Origin of the sequence: Spirillospora sp. NPDC048819 (assembly GCF_040650055.1) — a bacterium.
Lineage (GTDB): Bacteria > Actinomycetota > Actinomycetes > Streptosporangiales > Streptosporangiaceae > Spirillospora.
On record NZ_JBEZGN010000021.1, the window covers coordinates 1 to 17,863 of the forward strand.

Genomic DNA, 17,863 nt, shown 5'->3' on the forward strand with positions numbered 1-17,863 from the left:
GTACTGTCCTTCTTCGCCGACCCGCACCTGGCCTACATCACCACATGACGGGCAAACGACCCTCAAGTCTGGAAACCCAAGATCTCCTTAGATCATCCGATGTGAGGAATTCGGGTCGATGACCGTAGCCCCTGGTCAGTAGCAAGTGACCGCCGACATCAACGTCTTGGCCCGCAACATCTAGCCCCGCATCGTCGGCACGAAACCGCAAGGGTGTAGCTCGCTTTTTAAGTGACCGGAGCGATCAGGTGATGAGGGCCGATAAGTCATGATTTTGACCTGGGTCAGGCGGGTCAATCGCCCGTGACACCGAAGAAGGCGATCTCCTCAGGCGCGTCACCGGAGCTCAAAATCACATAGTGGCCGTAGCCGCGCTCGATCTCGTCCCAGAGTTTGTCGTGGGCGCGGTCGTAGTCCGCGCGGCTAGGCCGTCCCGAAGATTTTCAGCATCGTCCCCGGGCTCAACGGCGCTGCTTGCAGGATCTGTGGTTCCTCATTCGGTGCGGAGACGCCGAACATGTCCAGCACCGAGTGAGTCAGGAGCTCCTGGACGGTGGGGTCTTCCCAGAGTTCACGGATGGATGTCGGCCGGGGACGTTCGGGACCTACTGAAAAGAAGTTCTGACCGTCGAAGGGCCAGAAGTAGTCCCCCTCGTTGAAGGCGCGCTCATGCGCCGTGGCGAGCGCCGCAGCGGTGTCCGGCTGGTAAGGCACGACGTAGTCCCAGCAAGATCCACCCATGACGCCCCTCCTGGTCCCTGATAGACCGCCCGACATTATCGGGGTCTGCCGACAATCAGGCATAGGAGGGTTCGCTATCGACGCAGAACACCAGGGGCCTGTTCGAGATCGTTTGCTTGGAGACCTGGGCGCCGTAGACATCGGCCAGGTGCGCACTGATCTCCCCGTGTGTGAGGCCCTTCGCCGACAGTGACAGCACCGTCTCGTCCACGCCGGTCAACCGGCGCTGCCGCTTGCGCACGATCTGCGACTCAAAGGTGCCGCCGGTGTCCCTGGGCGCACCTTGACCTCGACCGGGCCGACGTCGGTGAGCACCGTCTTGGCCCGCGTGCCGTTAACGTGGACTGCCCCGGCCCTTGCAGTGGAGGCAGGGTAAATGACCCCGAACCTCAAGATTCCCGACAGAGTCAGAGGTGACGTGTCCGTTGTACTCGCCAGGGTTCATCAGCACCTCACTGGCCGAAACGCGAGCGATCAGCGGATGCACTGGGATCGATGCGTCGGCTGCACGAAGCGCCTCCCATGCGAAGGTGACCCCGCGCCGCATCAACGGCCGGACCCGATCCACACCGCGCGCAGTGAGGCCCTCATCGGGAATGCCTCGCCCGTTGACGGCAACTCCCAGTCCAGCACCACCGGGTGCCGCGACCGGGAGCCGACATAGGAGTTCCGGAAGGCGGCCGGCAGCACCGCCCCTTCCTTCAGAACCCACCCGTCCTCGATCAACGACCTTAACGGCTCGTACAGGTCTGAGGCGGACGCGTCCGCGATGAACCCGCCTCCGAGCACCCGGCTTGCATTGGGGCTGAACATCGGCATCATCGCGCTTTCTCAGCTGATCGTGACAACGCGGGCCCATTGCGGCGGGTTGTCCGGGGCATAGTCGGGGTCTTCCTCGTCCACTGCGCTCGCTGGACGAGGAAAGAGACCCACCACGGTGCGACAGGGGGGCTGCTCGGCAGGCCAAGGGGTCTGGCCGTCCGTCAGGACGACGATCACGTCCGGGCGGGGCCGAGAGCGGAGCGCCCGGGTGAAACCCGAGCGCAGATCCGTTCCTCCGCCACCGATCAGCTCGAGGTTCTCAGCTCGGCAGAGTGGAACGGCGACCCCGGCCGCCGCGTCGCAGGAGATCACCGACACCAGGTCGCGCCGCCCGCCCACCGCCCGCGAGATCGCCACCACCTCCAGCAGCGCGCTGCCCAGTTCGGCATCGCTGACTGATCCGGATGTGTCGATCACCACGCAGACCTGGGGCGGCTTACGGCGCAGGCTCGGCAGGAGCACGCCGGGGACAGCGGCCGCGCGCCGGGACGGACGCCGATAGCTGTGATCTTCTCCTGCCCCAGGGGCTCCCGCTGCCGAGCGGACCGCCGCCCCCAGCAACTGCCGCCACGGCTGGGGTGGATGGAACGCCTCGTCCGCCCAGCGGCGCCAGCCTTCCGGGGCGTCGCCCGGCCGGCCCTTGATTCCCTCAGCGACCCGGAAGCGCACCGCGTCCCGCTGCTGTCTGCTCAGACCGTGTGCCCCGTCGGGCCCCAACTCCCACGGACGGTCCTGTCCGTCGGCCCCGCTGCCGCAGTCCAGCCAGGCCAGGTCCGGCGTGAGCCCGGCTAGAGAAGTCGTCCGCAGGTACTCCTCCATGAGCATCCCGTCGGGCAGCCTCAGCATCAACGGCAGGACCGCCCCGGCGGGCAGGGGGAGACCGTCACCGTAGATGTCGTCGTTGATCTCGAAGTCGGCGGCGATGTTCCGCCGCAGCCGCTCGCCCGGCCCGTTCTCCCCGTGCTCTTTCGCGTACCGATCCCCCCGCCCGTGATGGTCTCGCAGCAGATGGGAGACTTCGTGCACCCAGACGCCTGCCAGCTCCTCCACCGGGGTGCGCGCGACGAAGCCGGGGGAGACATAGCAGCGCCAGTGCGCATCCACCGCCATCGTCGGCACTGAACGGTCCTCCACGACGTGCAGCGCGAAGAGCGCACTCGCCAGATAGGGACGGACCTTCACCGCGTGCAGTCGAGCAGACAGCAACTTTTCCAGGTCCAGTGGGAGGCCAGGCGGTCCATACGGCTCGCCGGAGCCGGTCGGGCGTCTCGGAACGGCGGCCCGCACTCGGCGCGGCGGCGAGGGCCGGGCCATCGGAGACTTCGAGGTCCTCGTCATCGGCCCACCCCCGCCGTACGCGTGGCATCGGCCGACCCCGTGGCCCGCAGTACCGACTGATCAGCCCGCCGGGCGAGATCGATCACTCCGGCCAGCCGTTCCACCGACTCCGGCACTTCCCAATCGTCACGCCGCAGCGAGGCCAAGACCATCGCCGGGGAGACCAGCAGGTCCGCGGCACCGGTCTCCAGCGCCCGGACCAGTACCGCCCAACCCGCCTCCCAGCGCTCGCGCTGTGGCCGTGCACCCACGGCGGCCACTACCGCGTCCAAGGTCGCCTGACGTAGATCTCCCCGCATCGGCAGCTCGGCGGATGCGGGATCGGCCAGCAGCGACTCGGGGTCCGGCAGGTCCATCCGGTCCAGATGGGCGAGAAGTTCGAGCCCTGGCCCGTCCCCCACCGCGCCCCGTACCAGCAACCCCAGCACCTCCCGAGAGACGGACGCCGCCGTACCGAAGGCCAGCAGTGTCAGCGCGGCTTCCCAGCTCCGGGGTGACGGCCAGGCACCGCCGCGTCGTGTCTCAGTGCTCGGCAGCCGGTGGATCAGTGTCGGCCGTGCCTGCAGGAATCCGCAGACCGCCCGCCGGGCGTATGCCACCGCTTCTGGTAGCTCCTCCGGCACGAGCCGCGGCAGTTGTGCCCGGGGCCAGACCCCGCCCAGCCCGCGCACCACAGTGTCCTGGTCGTGGAACCAGTTCAGGTGCACGAATCGATTGGCCAGCGGCGGGCTCAGCTCCCATCCGTCCGCTGCTGATGCGCGCGGATTGGCGGCGGCCACGATCCGTATCGCCGGCGGCAGTTGCAACGCACCGACTCTGCGCTCCAGTACGACCCTGAGCAGCGCGGCCTGGACTGCCGGAGTGGCGGTGGAGAGTTCGTCCAGGAAGAGCAATCCCCGTCCGGCACGTACGAGGTCCACTGCCCACTGCGGCGGTGCCATGGGCACTCCTTGCGTTGCCGCATCATCGCCGACGATGGGCAACCCGGAGAAATCCGTCGGCTCGTGGACGCTGGCGATCACGGTCGTCAGCGGCAGGTCGAGCGAGGCGGCGAGCTGCGTCAGAGCGGCGGTCTTGCCGATGCCCGGTTCGCCCCACAGCAACACGGGCAGGTCGGCTGCGACAGCCAGGGTGAGCGCTTCGAGCTGATCGGAGGGGCGTGTCTCGGTTGTGGTGCTTCGCAGCAGGGCCAGGAGGTCGTCAGCGAGAACGAGTTGCGGGTCGGTTCCGGAGGCGTCGGTGGACATCCCGGTCGTCAGGACCGAGGTGGGCGGAAGGGCACTGGAGATCATGGGCATCACCTGGGGGTAGTCGAAATGGACGGCATGGCCGGAGGACGGTGGGGCCAGGCCGTGCGGAACTTGCGGCGCGGGCGCGGGACGGTCAGCTTGCCCGTGCTGGACTGGTACGGAGTCGCGCCCGACTACGCCGTGCGGGGCGCGTTGCGGGAGGGTGGACGGGGCGCAGCCCGGAGCGGAAGAGTCCATGGTCGAGATGGCGGGCCGCAGACGACTCCAGCGTCTCTCGCAGCGGCCCGTCGCGCAGGACTGCACCAGGACCGAGCAGGCCTTCGAGCACGGCCAGCGCCCCGGAGACATCGCCGTGGCCGAGCCGCTCCCGGACGGCGGGCAGTGCCTGCGGGGCGCGGTGCACCGCGTCGATCGCGCGAAGGCACGGCAGCGCGGGGCCACCGAGTGCCACCAGCAACTCTTCCCGGCGCAGTTGTGCCGGGTCGTGGTCGACCGCCGTCAGCACCCCGTCCCGCAGCGCGATTCGGTGGACGTCGCCCCGGCACTCCACTCTGTGGGGGTCGCCGGGCTGCTGCTCAGGGCTGGGCACGGGTTCTGCTCCAGACGCCGACAACGCTTTGGCTACAAGCGGATGCAGCCGATCGGCAGCGACGAGCCCGGCCCGCAGCAACGCCAGATCCGGAAGGATCCGGGCCGCCGCTTCCGGTAGCACCGGCAGCGCTGCGAACACCTGAGGCGGCAGCGCCTCTCGAAGCGACCGGAACGTCGGGACATGGTGGTCATCGGGGGCGACGAGTTCGAACGCCCTGCGGTCACGTGCGCCGAGCCGTACGGTGAAAACCCCGCTGGAGTCGCCCTCCGCCCTCAGCAACAGCTCTGCCTCGGCGGCCCATCGTGCCGACGCCCACGGGTAATCGCTGACGTCGGAGGGATTGGGCCGGACCGGCCCTTTCAGCCAGGCGAGTGGGTGGGGCCGGTCGGGGGGTACCGGGACCGGCGCGGCGTCCGCACCGCAGCGCGATGTCAGTTCGCCGCACCGACTGGAGTCCCACAGATGCCGGTGCAGGTCGAGCCGGAAACGCCGGGCGGGATGTGGGTGCGGATGGTGCCCCGGTGCGCCGTCACCGTGCTCGTCCCAGAGGGCCAGGGACATCCGTTGGCCGGCGTCCGCCCAAGCCGGCGGTGTCCGCACCACCAACTGCAACGGCGTGGTGCCAGAACTGCCATAACGGCTGAGGGAGATGGTCAGCCCGGGCCGGAGCCGCCCGTGGGGAGCAATTCGGGGCATGTGCCAGCGAAGCAGATCCGGTGCCAGCCGACGCAGATCCGCTCTAAGGCGGGTGACGAACTCTGTGCCGTAGCGGTCGCGCACGGCGCGCAGATCGAAACCGATGTCGATCCGAGCGGAGGCGCAGGCCCCCGCCCAGTCACCGACCACACGCCGTGCGGTCGCAGTCTCGATCATGGACGGTGGCACGGCGTACTCACGCACGCGCTGCCACATCAGCAGATGGGCCGGAATGTTCGCGAAGTGGTGTGCCATCAGCACTCACCTTGCGCGAACGATTCCCCCGATCTGTACGAGGAGTTGTTCTTCATCCCGGACATCATAAGCACCTGCATGTGGATCTGCCAGTCTGGCCGCTGCTCGATCGACTCACCCTGCCACCCGCGCCGACGTCGAAGACGCCGTCGGACGTCTCGATCAGTAGGGGCGCGAGGACCTTCAGGCACCTCGCCGACGGCCCACCTCACGGCCTGTAGAAGCGGTACATGCCGAGCGGCGCCCATCACTCGCCGCAGCGCGCGAGAGCCGCGGATGACGTCGTTGAAGTCGTCTACAGCGCCGACCTGCCCCCCGAGACCTTCGATCTGATCGTCATCGATGAGTGCCACCGGTCGATCTACGGCTTGTGGCGCCAGGTGCTGGAGTACTTCGACGCCTTCTTGGTCGGGCTCACCGCGACCCGGGTCAAGCAGACCTTCGGGTCCTTCGGCCAGAACCTGGTCGGCGAGTACACCTACCGCGAGTCGGTCGACGACGCCGTCAGCGTCTATCGGATCCGCACCCAGCACGCCGAGCAGGGCTCGTCCTCGACCGTGATCGCGTGGGCGTCGATGAAGGCTTGGGTGCGCGACAAGGTTGTCGGATCCGCTGGTCTGGAGTCCCTCCATGCCATCGGATCGGTCGTGTAGCCCAACGATCATCACCGAAAAGAATGTTTTACGAAGGTATTGCTTATCACGTTGTTGACCTGCACACTCAGGCCCTACCGAGCGATCGCTCGGACTCTATCGGAGCTTTTGCGGACGGAAGGGTGCGTCCATGGCGACGGAGACAGGCCAGGTCAGCGTGGCGGAGGTCGCGGCGGAGGCTGCGTTCGCCGCGTGGTTGGAACGGTTCACAACGGCACTACAGGCCGCTGACGTCGCGGGAACCACCATGCTGCTCGCCGGCGACAGTTGGTGGCGTGACCTGCTGGCGCTCACCCGGGATCTGGGTACCTACCGCGGCCGGGACAACGTCGCGACGATGCTCGGCGAGCACCTTGCGCCGGGATCGTTCGCGAACATCCAGATGACCACCGAGTTCGGTCCGCGGTACCAGGGTGACGGCGAGATCATCGAAGGCTTCCTCACCTTCGAGACACCGGTCGGCTTCGGGCGGGGAGCCGTCCGGCTGCGCCGGGAGGACGGCGGCTGGGTCGCTTGGACCGTGATGACCGAACTCGACGACCTGCGCGGTCACGAGCGGGCGATCGGCCCGCACCGCTCCAGGGGCCCGCGGCACGACCCCGCAGACGGCGGGCGCAACTGGCTCCAGGAGCGGCAGGAGCATCTGCGATACATCGGCTCCGACCCGGACGTGGTCGTCATCGGTGCCGGTCAGGGCGGCTTGACCGTCGCCGCGAACCTCGGGCTCATGGGCGTCGACACGCTGATCATCGAGAAGAGCGCGCGGGTGGGCGACGGGTGGCGTAAGCGCTACAAATCGCTGGTCCTGCACGACCCGGTGTGGGCCGACCACCTTCCCTACATGCCCTATCCCGACTCGTGGCCGGTCTACTGCGCCAAGGACAAGATCGCCGACTGGTTCGAGTCGTACGCCTCGGCGATGGAGCTCAACGTCTGGACATCGTCCGAGATGACCTCGAGCGGCTACGACGAGGCGACCGGGCGGTGGACGCTACGCGTCCGCACGCCGGACGGGGAGCGGGAACTGCATCCGCGCGACGTCGTCCTCGCGACGGGCGCCGCCGGAGAGCCGAACATTCCCGATGTCCCGGGGCGCGACCGGTTCGCGGGCACGGTCTACCACTCGAGCCGGCACGGTGCGGTCACCGGCTGGGCCGGGAAGAAGGCCGTGGTCGTCGGCGCATGCAACAGCGGCCACGACATTGCGCAGGACCTCTACGAGGCCGGCGCGGACGTCACGCTGGTGCAGCGCTCCTCGACCCACATCATCAGCCAGGAACACGGCATTCCCGCCATCTTCGGCAGCAACTTCGTCGAGGGCGGCCCGCCGACCGCGTACGCCGACCTGCTGGCCAGCGGCACCCCGTGGCCGCTCGTCCTGGAAATGGCCAAGGAAGGCGTCAAGGAGACGGCGAAGAAGGACGCGGAGCTGCTCGCCGCGCTCGACGCGGTCGGCTTCCAGCGCAACGACGGGCCCGACGGCACCGGGCTGATGGGCTACGCGCTGGCGTACGGCGGCGGCTACTACATCGACGTGGGCTGCTCGCGGCTCATCGCAGACGGGAAGATCAAGCTCGCGCAGGGCTCCGGGCTCGCGGAGTTCACGCCCGAGGGCATCCGCCTCGAGGACGGCCGGACCCTTGAGGCCGACCTCGTCGTCCTCGCCACGGGCTACAAGAACATGCGCGAGACGGCCCGCCGGCTCTTCGGCGACCAGGTCGCCGACCGTCTTCCGGTCGTTCTCGGCATCGGCGAGGACGGCGAGATCGGCGGACTCTACCGACGCACGGGCCACCCGGCGTTCTGGTACATGGGCGGACCGCTCGCCTGGGTTCGCATCTACTCGAAGCACCTCGCGCTGCAGATCACCGCCAAGCATGCGGGACTTCACACGTCCTGATCCACCCCCACAAGACCATCTGCGCCGCCTGGCGCGGATGTCCAGCAAAAGAGGTACCCAGTGAAGCGTTCCCGTGGCGCCATCCTCCGGACAGTCATCGCCGGAGGAGCATGCGCCGGCCTCCTTGTCACCGCAGCCTGTGGTGGTGGCGGAGCCGACACCGGTGAGGGCGGCGACTCCAAGCTCGTCTACTTCATGGCCCCCAACACCACCCCGACCCGCTACATCCAGCAGGACGGTCCGGAGTTCGAGAAGGCGATCAAGGCGCTGGACCCCGGCGTCGAGGTCAAGTTCGTCAACGCGGGAGGCGACTCCAACCAGCAGCTCGCGCAGGCCAACGCGGCGATCGCCGCCGGCGCCAAGGCGCTGGTCGTCGTCGCCGCCGACCCGAACACCAGCGCCGGCCTGCTCCAGGCCGCCGAGCAGGCGAAGGTTCCGGTCATCGGGTACGAGAACCCGCCGGTCAAGGGCACGCTGTACGCCCAGACGATCTTCGACCCGGTGAAGGTCGGCGCTCAGCAGGCCACGTACTTCGCCGAGCAGGTCACGAGCGGCAAGCTCGGTGCCAAGCCGGTCCAGGTCGCCCGCCAGTACGGCAACAAGGGCGACGTGTACACAGATCAGATGCTCACTGGGCAGAACCAGGTCCTCGACCCTCTCATCAAGAGCGGCGACATCAAGGTGGTCTGCGAGGACTACGTCAAGGACTGGGCGCCGGACAACGCCACCAAGGCCGCCGAGCAGTGCTTGACCAAGACGCAGAACAAGGTCAGCGCATTCCTCGGGTTCTACGACGGCATCACGGCGGGCATCATCGCCGCCCTCAAGAGCAAGAACCTTGAGATCCCCGTGTACGGCGGCCAGAACCCGGAGCTGACGGGCCTGCAGTACATGCTCACCGGCGACCAGCAGGACAACGTGCTCAAGCCGTTCAAGGTCGAAGCTGAGGCGGCGGCGAAGATCGCGATCGCGGCGATCAGTGGCCAGCAGCCCCCGGCCGACCTCGTCAAGGACACCATCGACAACGGTGCGATGAAGGTGCCCACGGCCAAGCTCGACGCGACGCTCATCCACCTCGAAGAGGGCAAGGACCCCGGTGACGCGGTGCAGAAGGCCGTTGACCTCGGCATGTTCACCTGGAAGCAGATCTGCACGGGCCCGGCCGCGGAGACCGAGACCTGTAAGACCAGGAACAAATAACCCGATCCCATCGGCAGCGGGCGGCCGGCAGCCACCGGCCGCCCCGCGGAGGAAAGATGGCCGTGGACAGCGAACCGCAGTTCTCCGATCCGTCGCACGACGGATCGTCGCAGGGAATTCCCCTGCTCGAACTCACGAAGGTCTCGAAGTACTTCGGTGGTGTACGGGCCCTGCACGAGGTCGACATCTCGGTGCGCGAGGGCGAGGTCGTGGCGCTCGTCGGCGACAACGGCGCAGGGAAGTCCACACTGGTCAAGATCGTGTCCGGAGTGGAGTCGCCTAGCGCGGGCGAGGTCCGGGTAGGCGGCGAGACCGTGCGCCTGGACTCGCCGCGTGACGCGGCGGAGGCCGGGATCCACACCGTGTTCCAGGACCTGTCGTTGTGCGACAACCTCGACGCCGTCCAGAACCTCTTCCTGGGACGGGAGCGGCACGGCCGGTTGTGGTCCGGGCGGCGGGTGCGCCGCCACCTCATGGAGGAGGAGGCCCTGCGCGTGCTCACGTCGCTCTCGGTCAAGCTCCGCTCGCTCACGACCCCGGTCGCCGCGCTCTCGGGCGGCCAGCGGCAGGGCATCGCGATCTGCCGTGCGCTGATCAGCGACCCCGCGGTGGTGCTGCTCGACGAGCCGACCGCGGCCCTCGGCGTCTCGCAGCGCGGTGAGGTCCTCGACCTGATCCACCGACTTCGCGAGCAGGGGCGGGGCGTGGTCGTGATCTCGCACGACATGAAGGACGTGCGGCAGGTCGCCGACCGGGTCGTGGTCCTGCGGCTCGGCTCCAGGGTCGCAGAGTTCCGGCGCGGCGCCTACACACCGTCCGACCTGGTCAGCGCGATGACCGGTGCCGCCGAGCCGACGAACGATTGAGGGTGGAAGACCTGTGACCGTATCGACGTCCCCCTCCGGCGCCCCGCCGGCGGCCCGCCGTACCCTGGTCAGCCGGGCGATCGAGTCGGCGACGCACCGCAGCATCCCGGTACTCGTCGTGCTGGCGATCATCTGGGCGATCTTCTACAGCCAGAGTTCGGCGTATCTCAGCTTCCAGAACCTCACCAACCTCACCTTGCAGATCGTGACGACCGCGATCCTCGCGCTCGGCGTGGTCTTCGTCCTGCTCGTCGGTGAGATCGACCTGTCGTCGGCCGTGCTGTCGGGGGTGTGCGCCGCGGTGGCCGCCGGGCTGGTCGTCAACAGCGGCCTGCCGCTGACGGTCGGCATCGCGGCCGCAGTCCTCGCGGGCATGGCCGTCACGTTCATCGAGGCCCAGGTGATCATGTTCGGCGTGCCGTCGCTGATCGTGACGCTCGGCGGGATGGTCATCCTCCAGGGACTCATCCTCGTCGTGCTGCCGCCCGAGTTCACGATCAGCGTCGCGGCCACCCCGTTCGCCAAGATCGCGAGTACGACGATACCGGCGGGTATGAGCTACGCGCTGGCCGCGGCCGGGACCGTGGCGTTCGCGGCGTACCGACTGTTCCAGCGCCGGGAGCAGGTGTCCACGGGTTCGTCGGCCTCGGTGGCCGCCGTCGTGGTGCCCTCCCTGGTGATCGCCGCAGCCCTCTTCGGGGGAGTCTTCACGCTGACGCGGCAGCGAGGGCTGCCGATGCCGCTGCTGATCCTCGCGGTGATGCTGCTGATCGCGTGGTACGCCACGACACAGACCCGCTATGGCATCCACCTGTACGCGGTGGGCGGCGACCGCGAAGCGGCCCAGCGCGCGGGCATCCCGGTCCGTCGCATGGTGCTCTACTCGTTCCTCGTGCTCGGGGCGTGCGCGGCCGTCGCCGGAATGGTCGACGCGTCCCGCCAGCTCGGCGTATCGGTGACCTCTGGCTCCGGCCCCCTGATGCTGAACGCGATCGCGGCGGCCGTCGTGGGCGGTACCAGCCTTTTCGGCGGGCGCGGATCGATATGGTCGGCACTGCTCGGCGCTCTGGTCATCGGGTCGATCAGCAACGGCGTCCAACTGCTGGGTCTCTCAACGGAGGTGCAGTACTTCGCGACGGGGTCCGTCCTCATCGTCGCCGTCGCCGCCGACGTGGCCCTCGCCCGCGGATCGCTCCTACCCGGGCGGCGCTGAGAGGCGTTCCGCCGACACGAGACGCACTGGTCGCGAAGGAAGGTCGACGATGACTGCAGAACCGAGTTGGCTGCCGGACCCCGCACGGGTCCGAGAAAGCCGGATCGCGCGGTTCGCGACGTGGCTCGACACGGAGGGCCGCGCGAGCCTCGGCGACGTGACCGACTACCGCGCGCTCCACGCGTGGTCGGTCGCCCATCCCGGGGAGTTCTGGGCGGCCGTCGCCGACTTCTTCGACGTCGACTGGTCCACCCGGCCGCGCGGCGCGCTCGCCGAACGCCGGATGCCCGGCGCGGTCTGGTTCCCCGGCGGCACGCTCAATTTCGGACACCACATGCTGCGCGCCGGCGACGACGACCAGGAAGCCGTGATCCTGGTCGCGGAGACCGGCGAGCGGTCGTCGATCACCTACGCCGCGCTGCGTACGCAGGCCGCCGCCGTGGCCGGCCGCCTGCGCGCCCTCGGCGTCGAACCGGGCGACCGCGTCGCCGCGTACCTGCCGAACTGCGTCGAAGGGGTCGTCGCGTTCGTGGCGACAGCGATGGTCGGCGCCGTATGGGCGCAGACGGCCCTCGACTACGCGGCGCCTTCGGCCGCGGACCGGATGGCGCAGTTGTCGCCCCGCGTGCTGATCGCCGGCTCCGGCTATCGGTTCGGTGGGAAGCTGCACGACCGCCGCGGTGACGCGCGGGAACTGCGCGACCTGCTTCCCGGGCTGCGGCACACGATCACCGTCGAGACCGCCGGGCTCGCCGACCCTGCCGCCGGTCCGGACACCAGCACCTGGGCGGAAGCGCTTGCGGCCGAGCCCGATCCGGTCGGTGTGGCCGTGGGATTCGACCACCCGCTCTGGGTCCTGTTCACATCCGGTACGACCGGCAGGCCCAAGGGAATCGTGCACGGGCACGGGGGAGTGCTGCTGGAGCAGCTCGTGTCGCCGGGCCTGCACATGGACATCAACCGCCGCGACGTCTTCTTCTGGTACACCACGCCCAACTGGATGATGTGGAACGCCCAGGTCTGCGGGCTGCTCCACGGCGCGACCATCGTTCTGTACGACGGACGGCCGACATCGCCCGGCCCCGATGCCTTGTGGCGGCTCGTCGCCGACCTCGGCGTCACCGTGTTCGGCACCAGCCCGGGCTATCTCGAAGTCTCCCAGCGGGCGGGCCTCGAGCCGGGGAAGGATTTCGACCTCTCGGCGCTGCGGCTCGTCGGCGTGACGGGATCGGTGCTGCCCGGCAGCGCCAACGAGTGGTTCCGCGACCATGTCAGCGCGAAGGTCCAACTCGGGTCGATGAGCGGTGGCACGGACATCGTCGGAATCTTCGTCGCCAGCGCACCCACGACCCCGGTGTACGACGGTGAGATCAGCGCACCCGCACTTGGCGCGGCGGTCCAGGTCTGGAACGCTGACGGCGAGGAGGTCCCCGCCGGCACACCGGGAGAACTGGTGATCACCGAGCCGATGCCGTCAATGCCGCTGCGCTTGTGGGACGACCCCGATGGCAGGAGACTGCGGGACACCTACTTCGACATGTTCCCCGGCGTGTGGCGTCATGGAGACCTGACCGTGCTAACGGAGCGTGGCACCGTCATGATCCTCGGGCGCTCGGACGCGACGATGAACAGGCACGGGGTGCGGCTGGGCTCGGCGGAGATCTACGACGCCATCAGCGACATGCCGCAGGTCGAGGACACCCTCGTCGTGGGCGTCGAGGAACCCGACGGCGGATACTGGATGCCGCTCTTCGTCGTCGCGCACGGCGAGCAGGACCCGCCCGGCCTCGCCGGCCTGATCCGCCGGCGCATCACCGAACGGGCATCGCCGCGGCACGTACCCGACGAGGTGATCCTGCTGGCGCGACTGCCGCACACCAAGACCGGCAAGCGCCTGGAGGTCCCGGTCAAACGCATCCTGCAAGGCGCCGACGCGGACAGCGCGGTCAACCGCGGTGCCGTCGACGACCCGGAGGCTCTCGACCTGCTCATCAGTTCCGCACGGTCGAGGCGGCGTGGCCCTGATCAGGTGAATCGCACATCCCCCCGGACCCACGATCAGTGAGGTGACGGCCGAGCCGATGTCTTCCGAGCCCAACTGGCGGGAGTACGGGCCCCTCGAGCTCCCGCGTATCCTCGACGCCGCCCTGCAGGCGTTCTACGAGAACGGCTACCACGGCACCACGACGCGTGACCTGTCGCGCCGGTCCGGCCTGTCCGTGCCCGGTGTCTACCACTATTACCCGTCCAAGCAGGACATCCTCGTTGACCTCATGATGGTGATCATCGACGAACTGCTGACCCGCAGCCGCCAGGCGCTGGAGACCGCATCGCCCGACACCCGCTCGCAGTTCGACGCACTGGTCGAGTCGCTGCTCCGATTCCACATGTACCGGCGCACAGGCGCCACCGTGTCGACGGCCGAGCTGCGCAGCCTCGAGCCCGGCAACCGGGAGCGTTACGTCGCCAAACGGGACGAGCAGCAACGCATGCTCGACCGGGTGATCCTCGAAGGTGTGCGGAACGGCGACTTCTCGACGCACTTTCCGAAGGATGCGAGCCGGGCGATCGCCTCGCTGTGCGTAGGCGTCGCGTCGTGGTACCAGCCGGACGGCGCACTGCCGGTCGAGGTGCTCCTCGAGCGCTACCTGACGATCGCGCGGTCGATCGTCGGGATCTGCGGAGGCACCTTGGACGGGCAGCCTCGATGACCAGCACCACGCCCCCGGCCGGATGGCAGGCATGAGTCCCGACCCATCCGTCCTCGACGTTCGGGGTGTGCGCAGGTTCCTCGAGAGCCAGGGCGTCCACGTGACCGGACCGCTGACCGGTGAACTGGTCAGCGGCGGAAAGTCCAACCTCACCTACATGGTCACCGACGGCGCACACCGCTGGGTCGTCCGGCGGCCGCCGATCTCCGGCCTCACCCCGTCGGCGCACGACGTCGCGCGGGAATGGCGGGTCACCCGGGCTCTCCAGAACAGCGCCGTCCCGGTGCCTCAGGCGGTCGCCTTGTGCGAGGCCCCGGCGGTTCTCGGCGCACCGCTCGCGGTCACAGGCTTCGTACCGGGCCAGGTCCTACGCACCCGCGCACAGCTCGACGCCTACACGTCCCGGGAGCTCGAGGACTGCGTCGCCGAGCTCGTACGGATCCTGGCAGACCTGCACTCCGTCGACGTCGCCGAGATCGGACTCGACGGCCTAGGCAAGCCGGACGGTTTCCTCGCGCGCCAGGTCCGCCTGTGGTGGCGACAGTGGACCGAGGTCAAGAGTCGGGACCTCACCGACGCGACGCGCCTGCACGCACGGCTGCTCGCCGCACTTCCGGGCACGCCGGCGCACATCGGTGTGGTACACGGGGACTACCGGATCGACAACACACTGCTGGACGGCGAGGACATCACCAAGGTGCTCGCGGTGGTCGACTGGGAGCTCGCCACCGTCGGCGACGTCCAGACGGACATCGCGCTCATGTGCGTCTACCGTCAACCCCAGCTCGACCTGATCCTCGGGTTCGACGCGGCGTGGGCGAGTGACCGTCTGCCGGGCGGTGACGCGATCGCCGAGGCGTATGCCCGCCGACGCGGTGTCGACCTGGACCACTGGCCGTTCTACCTGGCGCTGGCCAACTTCAAACTGGCCGTCATCGCGCAGGGGATCAGCTACCGGGCGCGGCGGGGCGCGGCAGCCGATGCCACCTCGGTGCTGGCGGAGCAGGCCGTCCCCGCGCTCCTCGCCACTGGACTCCGGGAACTGCGAGACCCATGACGGCCGTCGGCAGGAGCACGCGGCCCGCGATCGAGGGGCCGGCCCACGGTCACCAGCCGCGTGCTGGGACATCCTTGGAGGCATTATCCGCCTTGCGCGACGCCCTCACCATCACCCGGACCAGCCGCCGGGCGGGCCTGCCGCTGTCCACCGCGCACCGCTTCGCCGGCGAGATGACCTGTTACGGCGCGCTCGAACGCGACGCCGACGCCTGCAGACCACCTGGAGGACGATGCCGGTTCCCGTTCCGCTGCCGGGGCCGGTTCCGGCTACGCCCGTGCCGGCCCGCCCTGACGCGTCCGCGCCTGCGTGCCATGCCCGGCTTGGTCGCCGGCGGTGATGACCGCATCGATCGCGTCGCGGTCGGGCATCGGCCGTTCTCTGCTCTCCCAGAGGAGTTCGTCCACGCCGGTGGCGTGGCGGGCAGTCAGGTAGGCCCGCGCCTGCTGGACGCGCTGGGGTGTCGGAGCGGGCAGGTCGACGGACACGACCGCCGGTGATTGGCGGACGGCGTCCGCGGTTGAGGGGATGTGGTGCGGGGCGTGGACGGCTCGGCCCGGGGATGTGGGAGCGTCGCGGCTTGGCGGGGCACGGATAGTGGAGGCGTGGTTGTGGTGGCCATGGGGCTCATTTCCGGTTCACCCGCGTCGGTCGGCGATCGTGACGCCCTCGTCCACAACGGATGGGCTGCCGGTCCAGGGCCGTTCGGCTCGGGGAGGAGCGGACGGCCCTGGTCCAGGCCGGTGCAGCCTCCGCAGTGACCGGCCATTTCCCAGTTGACTCCGGCGGCCCGGTTATGGACACAGGCAATCCGTGCACACGTCATCACTTGTGCTGATGACCGTTGCCCGGCTGGAAATGGAACATGTTTCGGGCTTCAGTGTATCCCCTGGGAAACATTTCCGAATTTACGGATATCGTCAAATTATCGGGTATAATCAAATTATCCGGCAATCGACGACATCCCCGCTCTGGGGATTGATCCGCCACACCGGCTCGCCCCCGAGAGGGGGAGTCATGCCGACCTTGCACAGGCCTCGTATCAGCGGACGACACGGACGCCCCGGCCAGACCGGTTCGGTGCCCCAGCCCAGACCGCCTGGCCCCGGATCCCCGGATCAGCACAAGCCTCGGCCCGCCCCGCGGGCGGTGACGGCGACCCGCACCAGCGTGGTGTGGGCCGGCCTGTGGGCCGTCGCGGTCATCTTGATCGTCTTCATGGTGTTCGTGGTGAGCAACACCGGCGATGTGCGTATCTCCTTCGCCGGCATGAGCGGTGTTCTGCCACTGGCGATCGTGCTCATGGCCGCGATGTCCGCCGGGGTCGCGGTCACCCTGATCCTGGGCACCGCCCGCCTCACGCAGCTGCGCCCGCTGACCCGCAAGCGCCCGCGATGAGAGACCGTCCCGCCGTACCGATCGAGACTCCAACGAAGGCGCCGGCCATGTGGACCACCACCGAACGCCGCACAACGATCAGCCTGTCACCACCCTCGACTCCACGGCTGCGGTTGCGCCCCGAGGCCCCTTCCGGCTCGGCGCGGGCCGCGTTGGACGGCGCCTGGTGGCCCCGCTCGGCCGACCCGGTCGCGGAACTGCCCGGTCTGATCCTGGCCCTGCAAGCCCACGGCCCCATCGACGATCACCGCCCCATCACCCACGTCCTGCTCCGGGCGGACGAGTGGGACGGCCGTCCCCGCCGGCTGCGCATCGACGGCCCGGGCGACACCCGGGTGGTGCGGCTGAGCTGGTTCGACTCCCTGCCCTGCGGGCTGCTCACAGCGATCCATGCCGACGGTCGGCGCGTCGACCTGTTCACCGTCCCGGTCTCCACGCCCCGCACCGAAGCCGAGGCGTCGATGGAACTGGCGTCCCACCCTCACAACCACCTACGCGCCACTGACCTGCTGGCCGCCCTCACCTCGCCGCCCGGGATGGACCGGGCCGACGACGCCTCGGCGGGCTCGGAGAGCGCCTGGGAGTCCGAGGGCGGGCGAGTTCGCGAAGACCTCGCGGCACGTTGATCCGGCGCACCCGCCCGGCAGGCTCGTCATCCGGCCGTCCGGGCGGCGCTCCCGCCCACCTGTGATCGGAGATCACCATGACCATGTTCACCGCGTCCACCGCCGTCGCGGCCCTCGTCCCGGCCCCGGACGAAGTGAGGATGCCCGCCCACCGGCGTCCCGGCCACACCATCGTCGCGTTGACGGGCGCATTGGACGGCGCCGCAGCGCCGGCGCTGCGCGAGCACCTGATCGGGGTGTTGCGGCGCAGCGGCCGACTGCTGATCCTCGATCTGAGAGAGGTGGCGTCCGCCGACGCGGCCGGACTGGCCGTGCTGATCGGCGCCCAACGCCGCGCCGCCGAACTCGGCGTCACCCTCCACCTCGCCGCCCCCGGCCCACAGGTCGCCAAGCTGCTCTGCGTCACCGGGTTCGACCGTGCCCTCACCGTCCACCCCACCCAGGACCTCTACGCCGAAATCGCCGCATGACCGCAATCACACCGTGCACGACGACGGAGGAGACGCGACCAAACCGCCCCTGGCCCGGGACGCCCGCCCTTATGG

General features: G+C 69.0%; 17 protein-coding genes and 2 pseudogenes. 12 read left to right on the plus strand and 7 right to left on the minus strand.

The genetic code is table 11. The features are described from left to right. Positions 1-423: 423 nt before the first annotated feature. The 6 genes and pseudogenes from AB0C35_RS25620 to AB0C35_RS25645 all read right to left on the minus strand — a co-directional run bounded on the left by AB0C35_RS25620 (position 424) and on the right by AB0C35_RS25645 (position 5,694). The gene (locus tag AB0C35_RS25620; RefSeq protein ID WP_358460461.1) at positions 424-714 is read right to left on the minus strand and encodes a hypothetical protein; all 291 of its coding nucleotides are present in this window, start codon (positions 712-714) and stop codon (positions 424-426) included. Between the two features lie 130 nt (positions 715-844). Continuing rightward, positions 845-1,077, minus strand: a pseudogene (locus AB0C35_RS25625) (transposase); the annotation flags it as partial. Between the two features lie 210 nt (positions 1,078-1,287). Continuing rightward, positions 1,288-1,563 carry a hypothetical protein gene (locus AB0C35_RS25630; protein ID WP_358460464.1) on the minus strand — a complete coding sequence of 92 codons (276 nt, stop codon included), beginning with the start codon at positions 1,561-1,563 and terminating at the stop codon, positions 1,288-1,290. A 9-nt stretch (positions 1,564-1,572) separates the two neighbouring features. Then, a complete protein-coding gene (locus AB0C35_RS25635; protein ID WP_358460902.1) occupies positions 1,573-2,769 on the minus strand; it encodes a VWA-like domain-containing protein in 1,197 nt (398 codons plus the stop codon). A gap of 128 nt (positions 2,770-2,897) precedes the next feature. Continuing rightward, the gene (locus tag AB0C35_RS25640; protein ID WP_358460467.1) at positions 2,898-4,193 is read right to left on the minus strand and encodes a MoxR family ATPase; all 1,296 of its coding nucleotides are present in this window, start codon (positions 4,191-4,193) and stop codon (positions 2,898-2,900) included. A 91-nt stretch (positions 4,194-4,284) separates the two neighbouring features. Next, entirely contained in the window at positions 4,285-5,694 is a 1,410-nt protein-coding gene (locus tag AB0C35_RS25645) for a hypothetical protein (protein ID WP_358460469.1), read from the minus strand. Positions 5,695-5,924: 230 nt separating this feature from the next. Here AB0C35_RS25645 and AB0C35_RS25650 point away from each other — a divergent pair, with 230 nt between their 5' ends. The 9 genes and pseudogenes from AB0C35_RS25650 to AB0C35_RS25690 all read left to right on the plus strand — a co-directional run. Then, positions 5,925-6,347, plus strand: coding sequence for a DEAD/DEAH box helicase family protein (locus AB0C35_RS25650; protein WP_358460471.1), 423 nt, complete (start codon positions 5,925-5,927; stop codon positions 6,345-6,347). Between the two features lie 130 nt (positions 6,348-6,477). Beyond that, positions 6,478-8,247, plus strand: coding sequence for an NAD(P)/FAD-dependent oxidoreductase (locus tag AB0C35_RS25655; RefSeq protein ID WP_358460474.1), 1,770 nt, complete (start codon positions 6,478-6,480; stop codon positions 8,245-8,247). A 60-nt stretch (positions 8,248-8,307) separates the two neighbouring features. Further along, the gene (locus AB0C35_RS25660; RefSeq protein ID WP_358460477.1) at positions 8,308-9,447 is read left to right on the plus strand and encodes a substrate-binding domain-containing protein; all 1,140 of its coding nucleotides are present in this window, start codon (positions 8,308-8,310) and stop codon (positions 9,445-9,447) included. A 56-nt stretch (positions 9,448-9,503) separates the two neighbouring features. Next, positions 9,504-10,313 carry an ATP-binding cassette domain-containing protein gene (locus AB0C35_RS25665; RefSeq protein WP_358460480.1) on the plus strand — a complete coding sequence of 270 codons (810 nt, stop codon included), beginning with the start codon at positions 9,504-9,506 and terminating at the stop codon, positions 10,311-10,313. Between the two features lie 13 nt (positions 10,314-10,326). Continuing rightward, the gene (locus AB0C35_RS25670; protein WP_358460483.1) at positions 10,327-11,526 is read left to right on the plus strand and encodes an ABC transporter permease; all 1,200 of its coding nucleotides are present in this window, start codon (positions 10,327-10,329) and stop codon (positions 11,524-11,526) included. Between the two features lie 49 nt (positions 11,527-11,575). Beyond that, complete coding sequence (locus tag AB0C35_RS25675) at positions 11,576-13,591, plus strand: acetoacetate--CoA ligase (RefSeq protein ID WP_358460486.1); 2,016 nt, start codon at positions 11,576-11,578, stop codon at positions 13,589-13,591. Positions 13,592-13,607: 16 nt separating this feature from the next. Then, positions 13,608-14,237 (plus strand): TetR/AcrR family transcriptional regulator, encoded by a 630-nt coding sequence (locus tag AB0C35_RS25680; RefSeq protein ID WP_358460489.1) that lies wholly within the window; start codon positions 13,608-13,610, stop codon positions 14,235-14,237. Positions 14,238-14,268: 31 nt separating this feature from the next. Beyond that, positions 14,269-15,294: a phosphotransferase family protein gene (locus AB0C35_RS25685; protein ID WP_358460492.1), complete on the plus strand. Its 1,026-nt coding sequence runs from the start codon at positions 14,269-14,271 to the stop codon at positions 15,292-15,294. Next, positions 15,291-15,485 (plus strand): annotated as a pseudogene (locus tag AB0C35_RS25690) (helix-turn-helix domain-containing protein); the annotation flags it as partial. The gene AB0C35_RS25685 and the pseudogene AB0C35_RS25690, both read left to right, overlap by 4 nt. Before the next feature lie 78 nt (positions 15,486-15,563). On the opposite strand, the gene AB0C35_RS25695 reads toward AB0C35_RS25690, so the two are convergent. Continuing rightward, positions 15,564-15,782 (minus strand): hypothetical protein, encoded by a 219-nt coding sequence (locus AB0C35_RS25695; RefSeq protein ID WP_358460943.1) that lies wholly within the window; start codon positions 15,780-15,782, stop codon positions 15,564-15,566. Positions 15,783-16,443: 661 nt separating this feature from the next. Here AB0C35_RS25695 and AB0C35_RS25700 point away from each other — a divergent pair. The 3 genes from AB0C35_RS25700 (at position 16,444) to AB0C35_RS25710 (ending at position 17,788) form a co-directional block, all read left to right on the plus strand. After that, positions 16,444-16,692 (plus strand): hypothetical protein, encoded by a 249-nt coding sequence (locus AB0C35_RS25700; RefSeq protein WP_358460495.1) that lies wholly within the window; start codon positions 16,444-16,446, stop codon positions 16,690-16,692. Between the two features lie 47 nt (positions 16,693-16,739). Next, positions 16,740-17,318: a DUF5994 family protein gene (locus tag AB0C35_RS25705; RefSeq protein WP_358460498.1), complete on the plus strand. Its 579-nt coding sequence runs from the start codon at positions 16,740-16,742 to the stop codon at positions 17,316-17,318. A 77-nt stretch (positions 17,319-17,395) separates the two neighbouring features. After that, the gene (locus tag AB0C35_RS25710) at positions 17,396-17,788 is read left to right on the plus strand and encodes an STAS domain-containing protein (RefSeq protein WP_358460501.1); all 393 of its coding nucleotides are present in this window, start codon (positions 17,396-17,398) and stop codon (positions 17,786-17,788) included. Positions 17,789-17,863: the final 75 nt, after the last annotated feature.

Coding starts and splice junctions, on each gene's coding strand:
- AB0C35_RS25705 (WP_358460498.1), top strand. CDS start 16,740: ATGTGGACCACCACCGAACGCCGCACAACGATCAGCCTGTCACCACCC.
- AB0C35_RS25630 (WP_358460464.1), bottom strand. CDS start 1,563: ATGATGCCGATGTTCAGCCCCAATGCAAGCCGGGTGCTCGGAGGCGGG.
- AB0C35_RS25640 (WP_358460467.1), bottom strand. CDS start 4,193: ATGATCTCCAGTGCCCTTCCGCCCACCTCGGTCCTGACGACCGGGATG.
- AB0C35_RS25675 (WP_358460486.1), top strand. CDS start 11,576: ATGACTGCAGAACCGAGTTGGCTGCCGGACCCCGCACGGGTCCGAGAA.
- AB0C35_RS25680 (WP_358460489.1), top strand. CDS start 13,608: ATGTCTTCCGAGCCCAACTGGCGGGAGTACGGGCCCCTCGAGCTCCCG.
- AB0C35_RS25645 (WP_358460469.1), bottom strand. CDS start 5,694: ATGGCACACCACTTCGCGAACATTCCGGCCCATCTGCTGATGTGGCAG.
- AB0C35_RS25650 (WP_358460471.1), top strand. CDS start 5,925: ATGCCGAGCGGCGCCCATCACTCGCCGCAGCGCGCGAGAGCCGCGGAT.
- AB0C35_RS25655 (WP_358460474.1), top strand. CDS start 6,478: ATGGCGACGGAGACAGGCCAGGTCAGCGTGGCGGAGGTCGCGGCGGAG.
- AB0C35_RS25710 (WP_358460501.1), top strand. CDS start 17,396: ATGACCATGTTCACCGCGTCCACCGCCGTCGCGGCCCTCGTCCCGGCC.
- AB0C35_RS25665 (WP_358460480.1), top strand. CDS start 9,504: ATGGCCGTGGACAGCGAACCGCAGTTCTCCGATCCGTCGCACGACGGA.
- AB0C35_RS25685 (WP_358460492.1), top strand. CDS start 14,269: ATGAGTCCCGACCCATCCGTCCTCGACGTTCGGGGTGTGCGCAGGTTC.